Origin of the sequence: Anabaena sp. FACHB-83, assembly GCF_014697485.1 — a bacterium.
Lineage (GTDB): Bacteria > Cyanobacteriota > Cyanobacteriia > Cyanobacteriales > Nostocaceae > Nostoc_B.
Genome location: NZ_JACJRY010000059.1, coordinates 14,254 through 32,150, shown reverse-complemented (window position 1 = coordinate 32,150; position 17,897 = coordinate 14,254). Strand labels below are relative to the sequence as shown.

The window sequence follows — 17,897 nt, the reverse complement described above, 5'->3', positions numbered from 1 at the left end:
GTCCTAAGTTATACATGATGTCTTACTCTATCATGTATATACATGGCTGATTGGCTGATTTTTCAAGATTTTTTTCTTATCCCGGTTTTCTGTTCCGTTGCTACTCACGCCCCGTTATGGGGTATTGTGGGCTGTTTGGTCGTGCGTTCGCAAAGGCTCAAGCGCAGGGATTATGAATTGGGGGAACTGGAAAAGACTGCTGACTATGCAATTTGGCAGCACAATAAGCATAAACGTGAAGTTAAGCAGCATTCGACCCAGCTTTACACTGAACGTTTAAAAGATGGGTTGTCTGGGCTGGATACAGAGGAACGTTTAGCACTGGGACTGACTGACTCAGAGAACGAACGGGCTAAGGCACGTATTCAGCTTGAGGATTTTCTGAAAGCTCGTGCTGTGAATCATTCGGTGATGGATAAAACTATTGCTGAGAATTTGAGGGATAAGGCGAAGGCGGATCAGGAACGTGGGAAGATTGAGGGGAAGACTAAGGCAGCGATCGCAAACAGTGACAACCATCCTTTGACTGACCAACGCCTCATCAGTGATTTAATCGAAGCACTCAAGAATCATGAAGACGGCTGGCTGTGGAAGATTATCGACAATCAAAAGCCCGTTTGGGTGTTAGGAGAAGCGGGAAGCGGTAAATCAACTTTAGCCGCTTCGATGGTCATGCTGAGACAATATCTGTTTGATATGCCCTTGTATCAGCTGATAGATGCACACGCTGGGGAGAATCTGAGAAACGCATGGAAATATCTTAGCCCTCAGTTGATAGCTAAAACAGAAGAAGAGATTGGTCAAGCTTTTGATGATGCTCGTGAAAGATGGCTGGACAGAATTAATAATCAACCTGATAAGCAACCGCAACAGTTATTAGTTGATGAATTTACTAATTATTCTGAGTCAGGCATCACCAAGGAACCTGCCAAAAAGTTTGTTAAAGCATCGCTAAGTGACCCTAGAAAAGCAGAAGAAAGATTAGTCTGTATTGCCCATTTCTTTACTAATACCGCCGTTGGTGGCAGTGATGGAACTGCCAATGGTAGAGCTAGAGGTACTATTCAAATTGACCGCAAAACAGCAGATGGTAAAATACCTTTAAAGGTGGCAATAGTTAACGGTTTAAATAATTCAGAGGGTGATGCAGAAGTAGATAAAAAAGTGACAATTCCTATTTGGTTAACTCCCGAAAGCATTCACAAGCATTTCAACGGCCAGCCAATTGATTTTGAGGATTAATTGTTAGATAACTAATTCTTTAGGTGTTCAGAACTGGGGTAGAGCGGGTGGCGTAGCGGAGTGTCGGGGGCGGGCTACCGAGTTAATGGCCACTCACGATAGACTTTCTGCCCGTCCCCGACACCACCCGCTCTAAACGAAGTGTCCCCAGTTCGTCGGCGCATCACGAGCAGATCGGGTAGAAGCATTTTTGATATAACTGGTAGCAACGATTTTCCATCCCTGGTATAGAAGTGAGTATAGACAATTTAACAAGCCACTCATCACTATATATAAGCCAGATTTATCAATTGCTGGGTGTAGAGAATTTTTCGGCGGTTAAAAGATAAGTAATGCTTAACAGAGGTCATGATCAAGGTACTGCTTCACGAAAGTACAAGCTTTTGGGACAATGGGGAGTGTCCAGAAAAGACGCGTCAACCGGACAGTAGCCAAAACCCTAAATGAATGCCCAGCCCCCAGGACGTAAACCAAATAAGCATTACAGGTCTAGAGAATACCTTACACCATCTGAAGTGCGATCTATTTTAGATGCGGCACTTAATCGCCCTGCCCGTTATGCCCACCGTGACTACACGCTGATGCTGATGATGTTTCGCCACGGGCTGAGGGTCGGTGAAGCTGTAGGTGAGGCGTGTGGTTTGCGCTGGGATGCGGTGATGTGGGGTGAACGTCAGATTTTCATTACCAGAGAGAAAGGTAGCGATTCTGGGGTGCATCCCTTGAGAGATGATGAAATAACCTTACTTAAGGAACTGAGAGAACAATTCCCTGATAGCAAATACATTTTCGTGTCCGAGCGTGGTGAGGTAATGAGTACCGACGCAGTGCGGAAGCTGCTCGGACGGCTGGCGGTGCAGGCGGGGCTTGATATCAAAGTTCACTGTCACATGATGCGCCATGCTTGCGGTTATTATCTGGTGAACCAGGGGTACAGCACTAGAGAGATTCAGGACTTTTTAGGGCATCGGGATATCAAACACACGGAGAAATATACCAAGCTGAATGCGCGACGTTTCTTGAATTTTGATTGGGGGGATTTGTGATATTTCAACACTACCAAGGGGTGTGTTCGTTCCGATAAGGATGCTGGCACGGGTACAGTGCTGCCCAGGTTTTGAGGAAATGTTAACCAAGCGATTAATAATAGTGGGTTGTATTTACCCGATGATGGACGTAGATAGTCCTCTCAATAGTCAAGGTGATCTACTTTTAATTTTATAAATATCAGTGTTGGGTCTGTGGTAACATTGAACACTCTTGCTATTAGATATGTTTCTGCTGTCTCCATTAGAGCGAATTCTTTAGATGAAATATAAAAAGGTATTTTTTCTTCATTTTTATTATATGGTGTTGCTTTGCTATCAATATATATTTCTTTCCCATTTTCTACAACTTTAAAGTCGTGATTTGCAGTTGTATTATGTTCTTTATTAAGCCAAAAAACTTCTAATAGATTTATTGTTTTGTGTTTTTTGCTAGTTTCTTTTATACTGATTATTTTGAAACCCGTATCAGTTTCTTGTATAGAAGAATTATATTTTTGACTGTAGATTCTTTTTAGTTCTCCATAAACAAACTCCTCACCTTTTCTACCTAAATCTTCATCATATTGGTTATAAGGTCGATTTTCTTGAGCAATTCCACAGATATCGTACTCTATTGAATCTATAATATTCTCAGACTCGTCTATATTTAAAATAGTTTCAGGAATAAGCTCTACATTGTAACCTTTCTCTTTTAAATACTCTATGCCGTTTGCAAAAGTTTCTAAGAGTAACACAATTAAAAGTCTTTCCGCGTAACGTATATCCAAAAATTTACCTAAAGGCTCAACTATTCCATCTAAAACTCTAGGGCTATTCCAATTACCAACATAGTAGAAATTATTTTTTTCTGCCCAAGAAGTCCGTTTCTGTTTATCATCATCATTTCCATAAGACAGAAAAATTTCTGATGTTTCAAAGATACAAATATTATTAATCTTTTCTTCTATAAATTTATATTCTGTTTCCCAATCCTTGCGATTTTTAGATTTTTCAACAGAAATCAAGGCTATTAAAGGGGCAATTTTAATAAGTTTAGATTTTAGATTTTTTACTTCTAAAGTATTATTTGTAATTAAAGCTTTTACGGTATCAATTATTGAAATTCCAAATAAACGTAATAACTCAATAATTTTCAAATTAGTCTTTTCAGTATATACTAAGTTGGCGGCTTTAAAACCTTCGACTGTAACAACAGATAAATCTTTAGGGTGAAAAAAAATCCATCCATTTCTAGATAAAAGTTTATTATCTACCGACCAACTTTTAATTTTCTCTTTGTCTACAGTATGTAAATCTAAAGATGCCAAGTCTTCATAAATAAGACAAATTCTCTTTTTGTTTTCTTCCCGTTCTTCTTCGCTTATATTTACATCTTCAGAAATACTTTTTAATACCTCTAAATAGTCACTGACTTCTAAATTAGTTTTAAACTTTAAATAACTTAACCAATTAGAAGGAATGGGTTCTTCACAATCAAAAATAGGTAAATATTTTCCTCCTATTTCCTTAATTTTACGTATACTACTGCTAAAAACATCTGATGCCTTTAAACAAGTTTTTTGAGTAGTGGGAATAAATTTAGAATTTTCTAAACTCCAATAAAAATAATTTTCTACTTTTGTTGTACTTCCATAATATCCCCAGGGCATTAATCCCTCTCTGTCTACAGAATCCACAGAAATATTAATAAATACTTGTTGCCAAAATAGTTTAGCAAAAGCATAATTTATCCTTGCAAGTTCAGAGTAAGTAATTTTTGTAATATTTATATTATTAGATTCCTTAATTAAGTGCGGGTGTCCGTGTCCTTGCTTTGCTTGTTCTACTACTTTTCCAAAGTATTCAAGTTCAATTTGGTCTAAATTAGAACGTCGGTTAATAGTTAGATTTTGTAAATTGATGTTTTCGTTTACACCTATTTTTAAGAAGAAAGTTTTCCATTCACTTTTTAGATTTGGGGATTCAAAATATGTGCTAGAAACATAAAAATCATATTGATAAATAGATTCAATACGTAACTCTGGCTCATAAAAATCAGATAGATAAGCAGTTTCGGCAGTAATCAGGCTTTTCTCCTGAGTTAGAATTTTAAGCTTTTGTAACCCTTCGTAATGCTGCTCCTGTAATCTACCTTTTTTATGAGCATTAAACAGGTATCTTCCAATTTGTAAAGCATTTTCTTCATTAACATAAGTTTCGGCTTGAGCAATAATTGTTTTTTCTATAAAGCTCAAGTCTGAAGGTTCTTTGACTCCTAATTTTTCAAGCCAATTTTTAATGCTTAAATTTTGATTAATTTGAAAAACTATATCACTGTGTATTATACTTATGTCAGAATTAAAATTTTCTGAAAACTCAACAGAAGGAAAATAAATATGTTTGGGACTTTTTATGTTTTTGTTTTGATCAAAAATAAACGATGTATCCTTTAGCTTTTCATTCCAAATAATTTTTTCATCATTATTTAAAATTTGTGTTTTATTATAAATAAATAAAATCAGTGAAAAATTATTTTCTAACTGGTGTTCATTTATAAAAATATTAGCTGCCAAAAGACCTTCTAAATCATCGATATCAAATATTTTAATGCCTATTCTTTTTAAAGTATCTATTGGTTCAATGTTTGCCATCAAAGACTGGATAGAAAAATTATTTTGCAGTTTTTGATTAATATAACTTATGAATGTTTGCTTGTTGATAACATCAGAAATGTTAGTCTTGTCAAAAATAGCTTGATTAACTTTTAATAAGTCTCCATTTTGGTTAGGAACAAAAGCAATTGTCTCAATAGCTTCTTTGTAGCCTTTGTTAAAACTTTTTTCTAATGCACTAAATCCATTTAACTGATGAGGTAAAATTTTTAAAAATTCCTTGTTGTATTTGCTTGATTTATTTGCAAGTTCAGATATCAAGCCAAAAAACTTTAAAGGTATTTGTTGGAAAATAAAATTGTTCCAGGAAACATCTTGATGTAAATGTTGCCTACCCGCATCTGTCAAAAACGTTGCATTTACTAAAAATGGAAAATCGTAATTAATAGACGTTGGTAAATAAGTGAATATTAAACGATTCGCTTTATCTACAGCTTTCAATTTATCTCTTTCTAATTGAATTGCAAAAGCAATTTCTGTATGAGACGCATCTCTAAGTTTCCTGGGTAACTTTTCATCTTCAATTATTTGTCTCTGAACATTGGATGGAATAGGAAACTGATATTTTTTGATAATCCATTCGCTTTGTAAAATACCATTCCTATTTAGTGTTGTAGTTTCTCCAATTTGATTTTTTATAATAGTTAGTTTGTCGCTGCTATTTACTGTAATTTTAACTGTTTTGCTACGTAAAAATAGTAAAATCTGCGTATCAGAAAGCAAATTATTCAAATCTGTCTTTAAAGTTTCAAGTTTATCATATTTTATAATTGTTGAAACTTTAAATTCTTGAAAAATAGCAAGCCTATTTAACTCTAAAGGTAATTCTTCTGTCCAAATGGGAATAATTTGCCAAGGCATCTTGGCCTGTGGATCTTTGTGTTTTGCTAATCTTTCGTCTAGCCAATTACTTTTATCTCCCCAATTTGGATTCCAATAACCTTCCCAGTAATTTCTATCGTACCTAAAACAGAAGTTTTTGCTTTTGATAACCACATAGTTAGAATGAGAAAAGACAGACTTAAACCCAATCCCTTTAAATCCTGTTTTAGTTTTGTCTTCTATTTTTGTTCCGTCACCTGCACTTGATATACTTTCAATATCAATTTCTGTAAAAGGCTCTCCCTTATGTGAAATTATTACATAATCACCTGCAAAATCTATTTGAGCATCGAGCATACCAGCTTGATTACTTGCATCATCAGCATTTTGTAGAAGTTCATAAATGAAACGCTGGCTATCAGTATTTATATCTCTTGAAATTGTATTGCATAAATTTGCAGTAGTAATAGCTAATTCTGGATTGTTATAATCTGAGTTTTTACGAGTTAAGTTCTCAATAAATATTTTTTCTTTCATTTGTAATTTCTTTGCTATGTCATACTATATGAGTATTCCCAGGAGTTGATGCAAAATTAACAGATACTTAATCAGCCTTGATTAAGAAACAAGGAAGGAACATTAAAAAATTAAGTATTTTTAGAGTACTGAGATCAGTTCATATATTGTAGTTGCAGTATTTGTACTGTAGGAATATTAATCATGTCTGATTTTAAATTATTTTGGTATCATTGGAGACATTTTTTAAGTATTGAAAATAAAATATTAGAAACGTTTAAATATGTCGAATTAAGTGAAAATAATTACAGTACATATTCTATCGAGTTTCAACAGATTATACTTCTTTCAGCATCGGAAATGGAATCAGTATTAAAACAGATATGTCTAGAATTAGATAGCAATTTTAAACTAGAATCCGGCATTGGAAAATGTTCAAATTTTATTAAAACTAAGGATTTAACTTTATTTAATAAACTAAATAATTCGTCGGTACATATTGATCTTCCAGGATACCCAAATTTAGTGCTTAAACCTTTTTTGGTAACTCGAACAGAAGATCCGAATGGGATAAAATCCGATTGGCAGGTTGTGTATGAAAACCTTAAGCATTATAGAGAAGAAGGAACATTTAAAAAGGCTAAATTGAAATATGCTCTTGATTCGTTAGCAGCTTTATTTTCTGTTTTACTTATTTTTTTAGAAGTTCTACAGAAAACGAACTCATTAATTATTGATTGGCAAGAATATCATCATATCATGCCTAAACTATTTGTTTTTAATGCTATCCAACCTATAATTAGTGGAGGGACTTACTAATAAAAAAAGCTAATATCAAGCTTCTCAGCATTATTTTTTGTTTTATATCCTCAAAGTTTTATAAAAAAAAATTATGCACTAGATAAAAGCCAATACCTCGCAATACGCCTGAGCAGCATTGCCTTTCAATCACCTTGCTATATAAGGATTGTGACACCCTAAGTAAGAAATTAGTTACTAAAGTTTCTTAGTTTGGTGTAGTGTTAGGAAATCTACAAATAATTTCCAACTAAACTGTTTAGTTTATATAGTTAGTGAGTTCTAGCTGGTACTGTAGCACTTATGTTGGCAAAAGGCTTAATGCCCTATGAGAAGCGATTTAAAATGCCCAGCGCCCCCTGATAACAATTGAATACTGTTATAACAAGATTAAAGCTTGTCATAAATTAAAAGTAAAAATCATGAATATCCAACTTAAACCTGAATTAGAGCAAATAATTGAAGCACAAATTGCTACAGGTAGATATAGCAATCCTGAAGAAGTAATCAGTAAAGCATTAAAGCTGTTATTAGAGTGGGAACAAGGTTATCAACAATGGGTAGAAGAAACACGGCAAAAAGTTGAAGTAGCTATTGAACAGTTGGATAGAGGGGAAGGGATAGAAGGGGAAATTGTAATTGAAAGATTACGCTCTAAATTGCGTCAAGCGAGAGAGACACAGGGATGAAACAACATATTATCTCTCCAGCAGCCAGCTTTGATTTAGCAGAAATTATTGATTATTTTACTGTCAGAAATATTGAAGCTGGAGAGCGGTTTATTGATGAGTTTGAAAAAAAGTGTAAATACTTAGCTAATTTTCCCAATATGGGACGCAGTTATGCCAATATTAAGCATGATTTGAGAGGTGTTCCATTGAATGGGTACATTATTCTTTACCGAATTATAGATAGCGGTATTGAAATTGTGCGTGTAGTTAGCGGTTATCGAAATTTAGAATCTTTATTTGCAGAAGAGAATTAAATAAAGACTAAGAGGAGAAAAGTACCAGTTTCACTCATTTAGGTTATGCTGGCAATCAAACTAGATGCAGAGTACCAGTAATTAAATGAGTCGGGTCATCGCATTCTTCAATCAAGCAGGAGGGGTTGGTAAAACGACCCTGACCATGAACCTGGGCTATCAAGTACTGTTACGGGGTCACAAAGTTCTTCTCATTGACCTCGACCCCCAAGCTTCCCTAACTTCTTTTATGGGTCTTGACCCAGAAAAATTAGACAAAACTCCATTTGATGCGCTTATAAATGAGGAACCACTATTCATCCAGCCAAAACAACATGGTATGGATATAGCCCCTACTAATATCAACCTCAGCGTCGCTGAAATTCAACTCGTTAATATGGATTTTCGTGAAGTCCGGTTGAAAGAAGCTATTGAGCCAATTCGCAATAACTATGATTTTATCCTCATCGACTGCCCACCCAGTTTAGGGCTGTTGAGCTATAGCAGCCTTGTCGCTGCTTCTCATCTGCTCATTCCCATTGAAACCCACTACAAGGCTTTCCAGGGAACAAATCTACTGTTGCAAACTATCGCCCAAGTCAAAAAAAGAGGAAACCGCAACTTAAAGATAGCTGGGTTCATTCCTTCTCGCTATGCCGCTTCCAACTCCCAAGACCAACGTACCCTCAAAGCTATTTCAGAACAATTCTCAGACATCGCTCCCGTTTACGAGGCAATTCCCAGAGCTACAGCTTTTGTAGATGCTTCTGAACAACAAGTACCCTTAGCTGTCTACGAACCCAAGCACCCAGTTCTCAAAGTATTAAACAAAATAGCAGAAAAAATGGAGCAATTATAATGGCCAGACCCCGCAAAACAGAGCAACCTTACAAAGCCAAGGCTGACATCAGCGTGTTGATGGGGGAGGAATTGCCCCCGACAGAGCCTTCTATGTTACCAATTGACTCTATCTCTCTACCTGAGAGTCAACCTCGCCGTTACTTCGACCCAGTTAAGACCGAGCAGTTAATTCAATCTATCAAAATTCATGGCATTTTAGAGAACTTACTTGTCCGTCTGCTCCCTGACCAAGAAAATCAGTACGAGTTGGTAGCAGGAGAAAGACGCTACCGAGCAGCTATTGCAGCTGGGCTTAAGGAAGTCCCTGTTAGTATTCGTGAACTCACGGCTGAACAAGCATTGCAACTTGCTCTGGTAGAAAACCTGCTACGCGAAGACCTCAATCCAGTAGAAGAGACAGAAGGCATACTGCAACTGCTGGCTATACGGCTTTGTCTGCCAGTAACCGATGTCCCTAATCTACTTTACCGGATGCAACATGAAGCCAAAGGTAAAGTTGCCCAAAACGTTTTGGGCAATGAACAAGGACAGGCAATAATGGCAGTTTTTGAGGAATTAGGAAAGCTTAGTTGGGAATCTTTTGTTTCTAGTCGTCTGCCACTGCTGAAGTTGCCAGTAGAGATTTTATCAGCACTCCGAGCCGGAAAAATTGCTTACACTAAAGCTCAAATGATTGCCAGAGTTAAAGACAAACAACAAAGACAATCATTGTTAGAAGAAGCGATAACCGCCGATTTATCTGTTAGTGAAATTCGAGAGCGAGTTAAAGCACTGCAACCATCAATAGATCCGGAGTCGCCGCAAGCTACAATTCAAACTATTACCCGTCGCATCACTCAGTCAAAAGTTTGGGAAAATCCTAAAAAATGGAAACAAGTACAAACACTCTTAAAAAAGCTGGAAGCCTTAGTTACAGATGAAAAAGATTTAGACCAGATAAATTCTCAATCAGAGTGATTCTTGGAAAGTTCGCTGTAAGAGCTATTGTCCTGCATGATTATTAATTTGACTCTATTATCCAATTAAAGGCAAAGTTGCCCAAAACGTTTTGGGCAATGACCAAAGGCAGTAATAATAAAAAAGGATGAGTCTGCTTTATCACATCCAAACCTAGCCTGACAAAGCAGCCAAAAGGCCCGGTCGCACCACGGGGTGATCGCCTAAATTAGCCATTTTTCACATCAATATCTTCACAACACCCAACCATTGTTTTTGGGCAAGTTAGTTTTAAAGCCTGATTCTGAACCATTAATCGAAAAATGAAGGTGAGGCTGAGGCTGGAAGTCAAGCATAGTAATCGTTTCGCACTATGAGCATATTCCTTAACGTACAAAAAAACCGTTTTGGCACGATGACCCCATCATTAAATATGCGAACGCTGGAATTAAATAAATTGACACAGCAGGTGGTTATGATTGCTATTACAATGAAGCCTCAAAACCACCTCAAATTTATAAATTTAAAAAAGTCAATTTAACCATCTCTCTCTTGTATTAATAAAGAGAGAGATGGTTAACTATTAGGTCAAATTATCTGTTTTCCATTTTTCAAAAACTGTATCATTTGGCCAAATCCAACCTGGACAATCAGTGTTAACAACATCCCTATGAGGTTTGATGTTAGCGAGAGATATATTGTAGGTCTTCATCAAGTATTTAACTAGAGCAATGCTAGCTTTCTCTTGTTGACGAGTAAAACTTTGATGAAATTTATCAGCTTCGTGTTCAATTCCAATTGAACTTTGATTACTACTTCTGGCGTGCCAAGCAGTGTCTGAATCTTTAACCATTTGAACTATCTTCCCATCGCGGGAAATGATATAGTGTGCAGAAACTCTATTTCTTGAAGTGCCATTAAGAAAAGTGTTTATGGCTGCCTGAAAACTGCCGTCTGTATTGTGCATGATAATTGAGCTAATATCCGTACCATTTCTCCCAGAGTTAAAGTTAGGAGAGGCAATAAATTCTACAGGCGGTTTAGTTATCTGGTCATTTTTATCAGGTTTAGTTTCCTTTTCTGCACCAGTACCAGGATGTTCTATTGGTTTATGCTCCGGCTCTTGACCCTCACCCTTTGAAATCTTCATTGTTCTAGGAGGATTGTCACTAGCAAACCACTCTTTCATATCAGTGACAACTACACCGTATTCTTTTCCGTCAGATGTTAAAGTTTTTTCTAGCTTGTCTATATAAAATGCCCCTTCCATCCAATAGATCGCTTTTTCCGTTTCTTTTATCCATGTTCCGTGGATGCTGTTGCCATCTGCTACTTTAGCTAATAGATTTTGTGCCTCTAGTAGCAAACTCTTGACTTTACTGATGTAATTAGGGTCACCAGCATAAATTGGCCCGATAAATTCTATAAAGGCTTCTGGTGTACTAGTGTGTGCCTCCCATCCAGTGTAAGGAGCTCTAGTTAGAAACTTCCAGTATCCTCTAATAAAGGCGTACACACTAGTAAATTTACAATATGTATCAGGCCCATCACTGGCATCGAAGAAAATTTTAGTGGCAAAACCTTCCATCTCATCACGCCACTTCAAACCCCCAAAATTAAAATTTTCTCTAGCCAATTTGCTAGTACCACGACTACTTTCTAGCATCCACTGCGCCAAGGTAATAGCTTTTAAATTAGGATACTGGATACTTGTTTGGCTATAAGCTTCTGCTAAATCTTCAATCAGTGACATATCAAACCCCTGCAAACTAAGAAAAATTAAATCCTGACCTTTGATAGCAATGATGTGTAGTTAATTAAGCCATAGGTGGATCGCCAAATTTAACGCTAGAACAGTTATCAACACGATAATTATTTGATTTAGGCTCATTTTCATCATCAATAATTTTTCCTATTACTCCACCGATTGAGATTAAACGGCCTACTATTCCTTGAGTACCCCCGAAAATAATTTTCACAATTGTGTCCCAGTCCAGTCTAGACTTAGGCTTTTTGTAAAGCATCCACTTATATTTACCTGATTCTTCACCGGAAAAAATGCCACTCCCGTATTTCTCGTCAGTTTTAACAAAGTTTTCACTGATGAAAACTTCTATTAACTCATCTGTAAGCTTTTCAATATAAACGCGATTTTCATTTGTTCTAAATTCTCGATCATCATAAAATGTCACTCCTGACCCTGCTAAACCGATAATTTTTACTGATGTTGCTTGACCGTTATACTTACCATTTGGGCCAGTTCTACCATTGAGGCTACCTGCATCGGAATTAGTAAGTTCTAATTTGAGAATTCCTTGCTCATAAAGTTCGACTTTAGTTGGATTTATACTCATGGTTTTCTCCTCGAAAATCTAAAAATATGAATGAAGTTGGCAATACCTTCGCAAAAAAAGAGTATGAGGAAATACTATCCAAGTTATCAGAGATTAATTGGGAAATTATGCAAGAGTGTTTGAAGTAACTACGACAGAGCAAGAAGATTGCTCTGTCGCGCCTAGGGTGAGTGCTGTTAAGGCGGGGATAGGTATTCCAGAGAAATAGAGAAGTTAAGCCACGACTTTGCAAGGAAGTTGCGACGAATAGGTAGTCAAAACCCAGATCAACAGAGCTTTTGGACAAGTCATCAATTCTTTTTCTTACTAAATTTTCTTAAAGTTGCCCATTTCTATAATTAATTTCATCATTATTAGTTGATGTACATTGATTAAAATCTATGTTTGGGATAAGCTTCAATTTAGCTATTCGTTCCATCAATATATAGTCTTACTACACGTCTTTAGGATGTAGTTGAATCTGCAATCGAAAGTGCTTCTACCTCTGCTCAATTCTCATTGCAGAGGTAGAAATGTACTTATGAATGCTGGCGACACGTCCATTAACTGGCTTCAGCAATAGCAGCACCTTCTTCTGGTTTAGGCTCCTTCGCCTTCTTCTGAAAAAGCTGAATTCCAGCATCAACAATTTCAAAACCATTATCTGTTCGTTGGCCTAGCTTGCCCGATATAGCCCCTGCCCAATCCCCAAACTCCAAGGCATTAGCTTCAGCCTTGCGCCAGCTTTTTGCATTAATCAAAGCGGTGAAGACTATGCCGTTTTGGTCAGTCAGTGAGACTTCAACTTTCTTGTTAGCTGCCGGTGTGGCTGTTGGTAATTCACCGCTAAATTTGATTGTGACTTCGCTTTTTGCTTGCATACCTCGCCCCTGACTCATCTAAAACTCAAATTTTTCGCTACTGAATTTTATCAGGCTTGATGTTGGCCACAACTTGACTGCACGGCAGAAATATCATCTTCAACTGTTCCATTTTGTTTACTCAACCGTTCTTGGACGTGGCGTACCAGTTCTTTTTTATCGACAGACATCTTAGACGAACTGATGCTAACTTTTTTTGGTTTCAGATAAACTTCGCATCCTAACTATTATTCAACCCCAAAGGAATTTATAAGGTATTTACAAGGATTTTCTAAAAAAGGCAAAAATAAGGTAAACCAATGGCATTTCAATGGCATACCAATGGTAGAAATAAGGATTTACTGCTGCCTCAAATCGGATTTTTTCAAAATTTACTTATTCTGCCAAAAATAAGGTAACGCAATGGCATTTCAATGGCATTTATAAGGTAAACCAAAGGTAAATACAAGGATTTTGACCCCAAAAACCTAATTCATCACCCTAATTTCTACTTCAAAAATTTCTGGTTACAACTCTCGCACAGTACGCAATCTTGTTTGGCCAGTTTTTTGGTTCAAATGTGATAATAACTAGTCAATTTACTTGTTACTTTCTTAGTTCTAACGTCTCAGTCTTGGATAACGATGTTGAGATGTTGCTTTCTTTTCTTGTTCAGCAGCACCTAATCCTGACTCAATAACTGGAATAAATTTTTGAAAGTGCTGCACAAGCTCAGGTGTTAAATGGCTGGGTTCAACTGGTTCCCATTTTGATGTAGATTCAATATATTTCGCTCTCATTAACTCTTTTCGAGAACTGTTATTTACTAAAACCAATTGCTGATTTTCTAAATAAATAGTGTGTTGATTACCAACAAATCGAGTTTTTTGACTTAGCTTCAGGATGTCTGTCAGAATAGGTGCGACAATTTGAATACGTTCAAGCTGAATGTTTTCGGCTCCAGAGCGTGAGTTTAGCGAATGTGTTGGTTGGTCAGTTTGGGGTGATTTATTAACCAACGTCTGCGGCTCAATTCCTATGGGCTTGGCTGGATTTAACAGCAGTGCAGTAATCTGTGGGTCGTCGCGTTGTGGTTGGTAGCTAACTCCTTTATGTTTTTGCAGTCCTGGCCATGTATATGCTGCCCCCAGATTTGTGCCGCTAAATTGCTGGCCCTTCCAGGAATAGCTGATACCCTTACTCTTACCGTTGCGTGTTCGACCGTGACGAACTTTTACACCTTCTATTTGCAGTCGTTCGATTAGTTGGGGCATTGTCGGTTTGTCTGCGGTGGTGCGGTCGATGAGTTCTTGAAGCTGTTGTTTGACTGGCCGTTCTTGAGGGGTTGAGCGATCGCCGTTGGTATATTCTCGCTGTTCTCGCTCTAGCCGTCTTTGTTGCCCAATGCTTGGGTTGCGGGTTAATTTCTCGTGACTGCTGTGAGTTTGTTGTAAGGCGTAATCTCGTTCTAGCTGCCGGATAATACTTTCGCTGCGTTTATAATCCCAACTGTCATGTACAATCTTGCCGTTGTCCAAACGAATGCGACTAGCGCAGATATGAATGTGGTCGTGCTGGGTGTTGCTGTGTCTGTAGACTACGTACTGGTTACTGTCAAAGCCCATTTCTTCAAGGTAGCGGTGGGCGATTTCGTTCCAGGTTGCGTCGTCTAACCGCTCGTTCTCTGGTAGTGACAATGATGCGTGGTACACTACTCGGTCGGCTTCAAGGTTTAATTGACGCGAGATTTTGAATTCAACAGCTAGGGCGCGGGGGTTGCTGCCGCCCATGTTGCCACCAATAAGTTTTGCTCCTTCTTGAGATTGGAGATAATTGAGCAGTCCGCGAAAACCCCGCCCCTTAGTCTGGTTGCCAATCATCTGTTTCCTCATCCTCTTCTTCAATGAAGGTTTTGGCGATTTCTCGTTGGCAGTGTCGTAGCAGTTCTAGTAGTTCTTGTAATAGTTCTGGATCTGCTGGCGGTGGCATCTGCATTTTGATGGCAGTGTTGGCGGCTTTGGCCAGTTGATTGATGTTGTTGCCGATGCGGGAAAGTTCCAAGTAAGTGGATACTGTAACTCTGCTCAGTCGCGGCGGTGGTGGTGGGATTGGTCGCAGTAACACACAACGTCTTGTCAATTCTGCCAAGCTCATTCCTGTATCTTCTGCTTTTGACCGAACCATCTCATATTCAATTGGGCTGAACCGCGCTTGCAGTCTTTTGGTGCGAATGAGTGACGACGAAGAACGCTTGGTCATAATCTCGAATTAGACAATGTGCAATTTTGGCGCGGGGTTTCCAAAGGGGTTGCGTCCCCTTTGGCAAGCCTGCCGTGTCGAGCGCAGCGAGACAAAGCGCAGCTTTAGGCATGGCTTGCTCCTCACCTGCGGTGAGGAGGGTGTACCAGAGAACTCGGCAAACGCGGACTAGTGGGAAAACGAGTGATATTGTGCTACAGACTGACTGGAAGTTTTTGAATTATTTCTGGAACAGTGGAGTTTTTTGGTAGTAAAAGGTTTTTGAAGTTTTTTTGTTTTTACTTGTTAACTCTTCGTGAGTTATTATTGCACGTCTCTAGTTTTTGTATTTAGGTTATTTACGTTAATAAGTATTACTATTTTTTTTAAGCTTTATGTAGCAAGTAGCTTGACCTATCTTTAGATAGATGTGTGCTTTGATTATTAAGTTTTAAACATATCAAAAGTCTACTTTTACTTCAGTGACTAAAGATAAGGTTCCTAAATCTAAAATTCCTGAAGCTATTGATGCTCTCCGGGCTTTGGGTGGTAAGGAATTAGATGATATCCCGGCACGCTCGGCAATTAGAAAAATGCGCCGTCAAATTGAGCGGGTGCTACGTCTTGGTTACTCCTACGAGGATGTCTCGAAAACTTTGGCAGGTTTAGATATCAATATTGGTGCTGAACGCATTCGCTATTTACTAGGGGAGATTCGCCGCTCTACTCGCAAGAGTTCATCTGCTAAAAGTTCATCATCAATTTTATCTATGGATGATGCTGTTAAGGTAGAAAATTCTGATAGTTCTTCTGGGAATGGTCAGTCTCGAAAACGCCAGAAGTCATCCTCAAAGTCGGTCAAGTCTGTTTTAGAAAGTTCTTCTTCTACTACCACTACTAAAAATTCTGATGAAACTCAGGCGAGTGAGTATCCTAGTTTCTCTCGTCCGGCTTTTGTGCCTCAATTGATTTCAGATGAGGATTTGTAAATGGCTGTTCAATCTAAATCATCGGCTGATTCGGCTGCTCAAATACCTAGTAATCAGCCAAAAACTGTTGGGCGTTTAGTTTTGGTGACTGGTGATAAGGGCGGGACTGGTAAAAGTGTGGTCGCTCGAATTCTCTTGGATATTTATCGCCACAGAAATATCAACTGTATTGCTTACGAGTGTGACCAGTCGAATCCTCAGCTTTATCGTCACTATAATAAGGTGGCTCCTGGGGTGTCAGGATTGAAACTTAATCAGCGTGGTGGTGCTGATGCTTTGCAGGATGATTTGAAGCGGTTTTCTCCTCAAGTTTCTCTGGTGGATCTGCCGGCTGGGGCTGCTGAATATTTTGAGTCGGTGGCGAAGGATATTTTTCTGTTTCAAAATGCCCAGCGTTTGGGTTATCGCATCACTATGGTGTCGGTTTTGGGTCGGGTGAAGGACAGCGTTTTACAGTTAAAACGTCTGGTAGATTTCTGTGGCGACCGTGTTGATTATGTGGTTGTGAAAAATCTTTACTGGGGTGAGGAACACAAGTTTACTCGTTACAACAATTCTAAGGTGAAACAGTCGGTGGAAGCTTTGGGGGCTGTTGAACTGTTATTGCCTGAGTTATATGACGATATTTTTGATTTGATTGACTCGAAAGATTTGACGTTCAGGGAGGCTTTGGAACATGAGGATTTCAGTTTGAGTAATCAGTCAAGAATTTACGGCTGGATTGATACGGTTGAGTCTGAGTTTGCTAAGGCTGCTGTGCAATTAGGGTTAGAGTAATGGCGAGCGCAAATGGTAAAGGCAATGGTGCGGTATCTCATTTAGATAGATTGTTGGCCGAAAAGCCACCAGAATTTCAAGCGAAAGTGCTGCGGTTTGCGCTTGATTCTGGGATGAAACAGGATGACCCAGCTTTTCGCTTGGTGCAGTACATCGGTTATTTGGCACAGCTGACGGAAACTGCTCCAAATGATTGGAGGTTATTGTTTGAAAATCTACAGGCGGAATTGAACGAATGGACTCAACTGACGGCGGAGCAATTGAAGGCGGAGGCCGACCACACGGAGAATATCAAAAATTTAGCGACGAGTTGCAATCAGCTAGGGATAGCCTTGAGCGCATTAAATCTAACGTCGCAGCAACAACTGGAGTTATTACAGAACTTAATCAAACTCTACGGCAACTTGAGCAATCCCTCGCCAACCCCAACCGAGAAGTTAATCGCACCGTTGCGAGAAGAGTTGAAAGAAGTCAAGGCGATGATTTCTCTCATGAACCAAAAAGGCGCGGTGGATTCAGACGTTAAAGATTGGTGTAGAGCTTTTGTTATCTGGCTTTTTTCTCCGATTACATTTTTTATTCTGTTTACGTTTTATTCACATCTTTTTCCTCTGAGTCTGCCTTATGAGGCTACCCAGTCTCTAGAGCAGATTTTGGAGCAGACTGGTTGGACTAATACTAAGCTGCAACGGGTTGAGAGACGTTTGGGGACTGATCCTAATCAGCGACGGCGGTAAACAATTGTGCTGAAAATGCGATTTCAAAAATTATGTCTGCATTCCACGAAATAGCCCTTTCGTGTAATACTGCAAAACCTGCGATGTCAGTATAAATTCTTACATTAATCTAGAGAATTCAGTT

Annotated in this window: 16 protein-coding genes; 10 read left to right on the top strand and 6 right to left on the bottom strand. The window is 38.4% G+C overall.

From position 1 onward, the window contains the following. Positions 1 to 42: 42 nt before the first annotated feature. Together H6G79_RS32420 and H6G79_RS32415 are read left to right on the top strand one after the other, a co-directional pair. Positions 43 to 1,242: a hypothetical protein gene (locus H6G79_RS32420; RefSeq protein WP_190594593.1), complete on the top strand. Its 1,200-nt coding sequence runs from the start codon at positions 43 to 45 to the stop codon at positions 1,240 to 1,242. A gap of 443 nt (positions 1,243 to 1,685) precedes the next feature. Then, positions 1,686 to 2,288 carry a tyrosine-type recombinase/integrase gene (locus tag H6G79_RS32415; protein ID WP_190594594.1) on the top strand — a complete coding sequence of 201 codons (603 nt, stop codon included), beginning with the start codon at positions 1,686 to 1,688 and terminating at the stop codon, positions 2,286 to 2,288. 143 nt (positions 2,289 to 2,431) lie between these two features. Here the strand turns inward: H6G79_RS32415 and H6G79_RS32410 are convergent, their stop codons facing one another. Next, positions 2,432 to 6,301: a sacsin N-terminal ATP-binding-like domain-containing protein gene (locus H6G79_RS32410; protein WP_190594595.1), complete on the bottom strand. Its 3,870-nt coding sequence runs from the start codon at positions 6,299 to 6,301 to the stop codon at positions 2,432 to 2,434. A gap of 183 nt (positions 6,302 to 6,484) precedes the next feature. Here H6G79_RS32410 and H6G79_RS32405 point away from each other — a divergent pair, with 183 nt between their 5' ends. The 5 genes from H6G79_RS32405 (at position 6,485) to H6G79_RS32385 (ending at position 9,860) form a co-directional block, all read left to right on the top strand. Then, positions 6,485 to 7,099: a hypothetical protein gene (locus H6G79_RS32405; protein ID WP_190594596.1), complete on the top strand. Its 615-nt coding sequence runs from the start codon at positions 6,485 to 6,487 to the stop codon at positions 7,097 to 7,099. Between the two features lie 401 nt (positions 7,100 to 7,500). Then, positions 7,501 to 7,767 carry a type II toxin-antitoxin system ParD family antitoxin gene (locus H6G79_RS32400; RefSeq protein WP_190594597.1) on the top strand — a complete coding sequence of 89 codons (267 nt, stop codon included), beginning with the start codon at positions 7,501 to 7,503 and terminating at the stop codon, positions 7,765 to 7,767. Further along, positions 7,764 to 8,063 (top strand): type II toxin-antitoxin system RelE/ParE family toxin, encoded by a 300-nt coding sequence (locus tag H6G79_RS32395; protein WP_190594598.1) that lies wholly within the window; start codon positions 7,764 to 7,766, stop codon positions 8,061 to 8,063. The genes H6G79_RS32400 and H6G79_RS32395 overlap by 4 nt, the downstream gene beginning before the upstream one ends. Before the next feature lie 85 nt (positions 8,064 to 8,148). Then, positions 8,149 to 8,901, top strand: a complete 753-nt coding sequence (locus H6G79_RS32390; protein WP_190594599.1) for a ParA family protein — start codon at positions 8,149 to 8,151, stop codon at positions 8,899 to 8,901. Next, on the top strand, positions 8,901 to 9,860 hold the full coding sequence (locus tag H6G79_RS32385) for a ParB/RepB/Spo0J family partition protein (RefSeq protein WP_190594600.1): 960 nt from the start codon (positions 8,901 to 8,903) through the stop codon (positions 9,858 to 9,860). Before H6G79_RS32390 ends, H6G79_RS32385 begins: the two co-directional genes overlap by 1 nt. A 562-nt stretch (positions 9,861 to 10,422) precedes the next feature. Here the strand turns inward: H6G79_RS32385 and H6G79_RS32380 are convergent. From H6G79_RS32380 to H6G79_RS32360, 5 genes are all read right to left on the bottom strand, one after another. Beyond that, positions 10,423 to 11,592 carry an N-acetylmuramoyl-L-alanine amidase gene (locus H6G79_RS32380; protein ID WP_190594601.1) on the bottom strand — a complete coding sequence of 390 codons (1,170 nt, stop codon included), beginning with the start codon at positions 11,590 to 11,592 and terminating at the stop codon, positions 10,423 to 10,425. Between the two features lie 64 nt (positions 11,593 to 11,656). Then, positions 11,657 to 12,193 carry a hypothetical protein gene (locus H6G79_RS32375; protein WP_190594602.1) on the bottom strand — a complete coding sequence of 179 codons (537 nt, stop codon included), beginning with the start codon at positions 12,191 to 12,193 and terminating at the stop codon, positions 11,657 to 11,659. Positions 12,194 to 12,735: 542 nt separating this feature from the next. Then, positions 12,736 to 13,053, bottom strand: coding sequence for a hypothetical protein (locus H6G79_RS32370; protein WP_190594603.1), 318 nt, complete (start codon positions 13,051 to 13,053; stop codon positions 12,736 to 12,738). Between the two features lie 599 nt (positions 13,054 to 13,652). Next, positions 13,653 to 14,912: a relaxase/mobilization nuclease domain-containing protein gene (locus tag H6G79_RS32365; RefSeq protein ID WP_190594604.1), complete on the bottom strand. Its 1,260-nt coding sequence runs from the start codon at positions 14,910 to 14,912 to the stop codon at positions 13,653 to 13,655. Then, the gene (locus H6G79_RS32360) at positions 14,893 to 15,291 is read right to left on the bottom strand and encodes a MobC family plasmid mobilization relaxosome protein (RefSeq protein ID WP_190594605.1); all 399 of its coding nucleotides are present in this window, start codon (positions 15,289 to 15,291) and stop codon (positions 14,893 to 14,895) included. Before H6G79_RS32360 ends, H6G79_RS32365 begins: the two co-directional genes overlap by 20 nt. A gap of 461 nt (positions 15,292 to 15,752) precedes the next feature. Here H6G79_RS32360 and H6G79_RS32355 point away from each other — a divergent pair, with 461 nt between their 5' ends. Genes H6G79_RS32355 through H6G79_RS32345 form a run of 3 tightly spaced genes read left to right on the top strand, consistent with a single transcriptional unit; the run spans position 15,753 to position 17,773 of the window. Then, complete coding sequence (locus H6G79_RS32355; RefSeq protein WP_190594606.1) at positions 15,753 to 16,259, top strand: hypothetical protein; 507 nt, start codon at positions 15,753 to 15,755, stop codon at positions 16,257 to 16,259. Next, positions 16,260 to 17,036, top strand: a complete 777-nt coding sequence (locus H6G79_RS32350; protein WP_242048679.1) for a hypothetical protein — start codon at positions 16,260 to 16,262, stop codon at positions 17,034 to 17,036. Next, positions 17,036 to 17,773, top strand: coding sequence for a DUF6753 family protein (locus H6G79_RS32345; protein ID WP_190594607.1), 738 nt, complete (start codon positions 17,036 to 17,038; stop codon positions 17,771 to 17,773). The genes H6G79_RS32350 and H6G79_RS32345 overlap by 1 nt, the downstream gene beginning before the upstream one ends. The last annotated feature ends 124 nt before the right edge of the window (positions 17,774 to 17,897 follow it).

What these genes read in the sequence shown, in the direction of transcription:
- H6G79_RS32420 (WP_190594593.1), top strand. Translation starts at nt 43, where the DNA reads ATGGCTGATTGGCTGATTTTTCAAGATTTTTTTCTTATCCCGGTTTTC.
- H6G79_RS32415 (WP_190594594.1), top strand. Translation starts at nt 1,686, where the DNA reads ATGAATGCCCAGCCCCCAGGACGTAAACCAAATAAGCATTACAGGTCT.
- H6G79_RS32410 (WP_190594595.1), bottom strand. Translation starts at nt 6,301, where the DNA reads ATGAAAGAAAAAATATTTATTGAGAACTTAACTCGTAAAAACTCAGAT.
- H6G79_RS32405 (WP_190594596.1), top strand. Translation starts at nt 6,485, where the DNA reads ATGTCTGATTTTAAATTATTTTGGTATCATTGGAGACATTTTTTAAGT.
- H6G79_RS32400 (WP_190594597.1), top strand. Translation starts at nt 7,501, where the DNA reads ATGAATATCCAACTTAAACCTGAATTAGAGCAAATAATTGAAGCACAA.
- H6G79_RS32395 (WP_190594598.1), top strand. Translation starts at nt 7,764, where the DNA reads ATGAAACAACATATTATCTCTCCAGCAGCCAGCTTTGATTTAGCAGAA.
- H6G79_RS32390 (WP_190594599.1), top strand. Translation starts at nt 8,149, where the DNA reads ATGAGTCGGGTCATCGCATTCTTCAATCAAGCAGGAGGGGTTGGTAAA.
- H6G79_RS32385 (WP_190594600.1), top strand. Translation starts at nt 8,901, where the DNA reads ATGGCCAGACCCCGCAAAACAGAGCAACCTTACAAAGCCAAGGCTGAC.
- H6G79_RS32380 (WP_190594601.1), bottom strand. Translation starts at nt 11,592, where the DNA reads ATGTCACTGATTGAAGATTTAGCAGAAGCTTATAGCCAAACAAGTATC.
- H6G79_RS32375 (WP_190594602.1), bottom strand. Translation starts at nt 12,193, where the DNA reads ATGAGTATAAATCCAACTAAAGTCGAACTTTATGAGCAAGGAATTCTC.
- H6G79_RS32370 (WP_190594603.1), bottom strand. Translation starts at nt 13,053, where the DNA reads ATGCAAGCAAAAAGCGAAGTCACAATCAAATTTAGCGGTGAATTACCA.
- H6G79_RS32365 (WP_190594604.1), bottom strand. Translation starts at nt 14,912, where the DNA reads ATGATTGGCAACCAGACTAAGGGGCGGGGTTTTCGCGGACTGCTCAAT.
- H6G79_RS32360 (WP_190594605.1), bottom strand. Translation starts at nt 15,291, where the DNA reads ATGACCAAGCGTTCTTCGTCGTCACTCATTCGCACCAAAAGACTGCAA.
- H6G79_RS32350 (WP_242048679.1), top strand. Translation starts at nt 16,260, where the DNA reads ATGGCTGTTCAATCTAAATCATCGGCTGATTCGGCTGCTCAAATACCT.
- H6G79_RS32345 (WP_190594607.1), top strand. Translation starts at nt 17,036, where the DNA reads ATGGCGAGCGCAAATGGTAAAGGCAATGGTGCGGTATCTCATTTAGAT.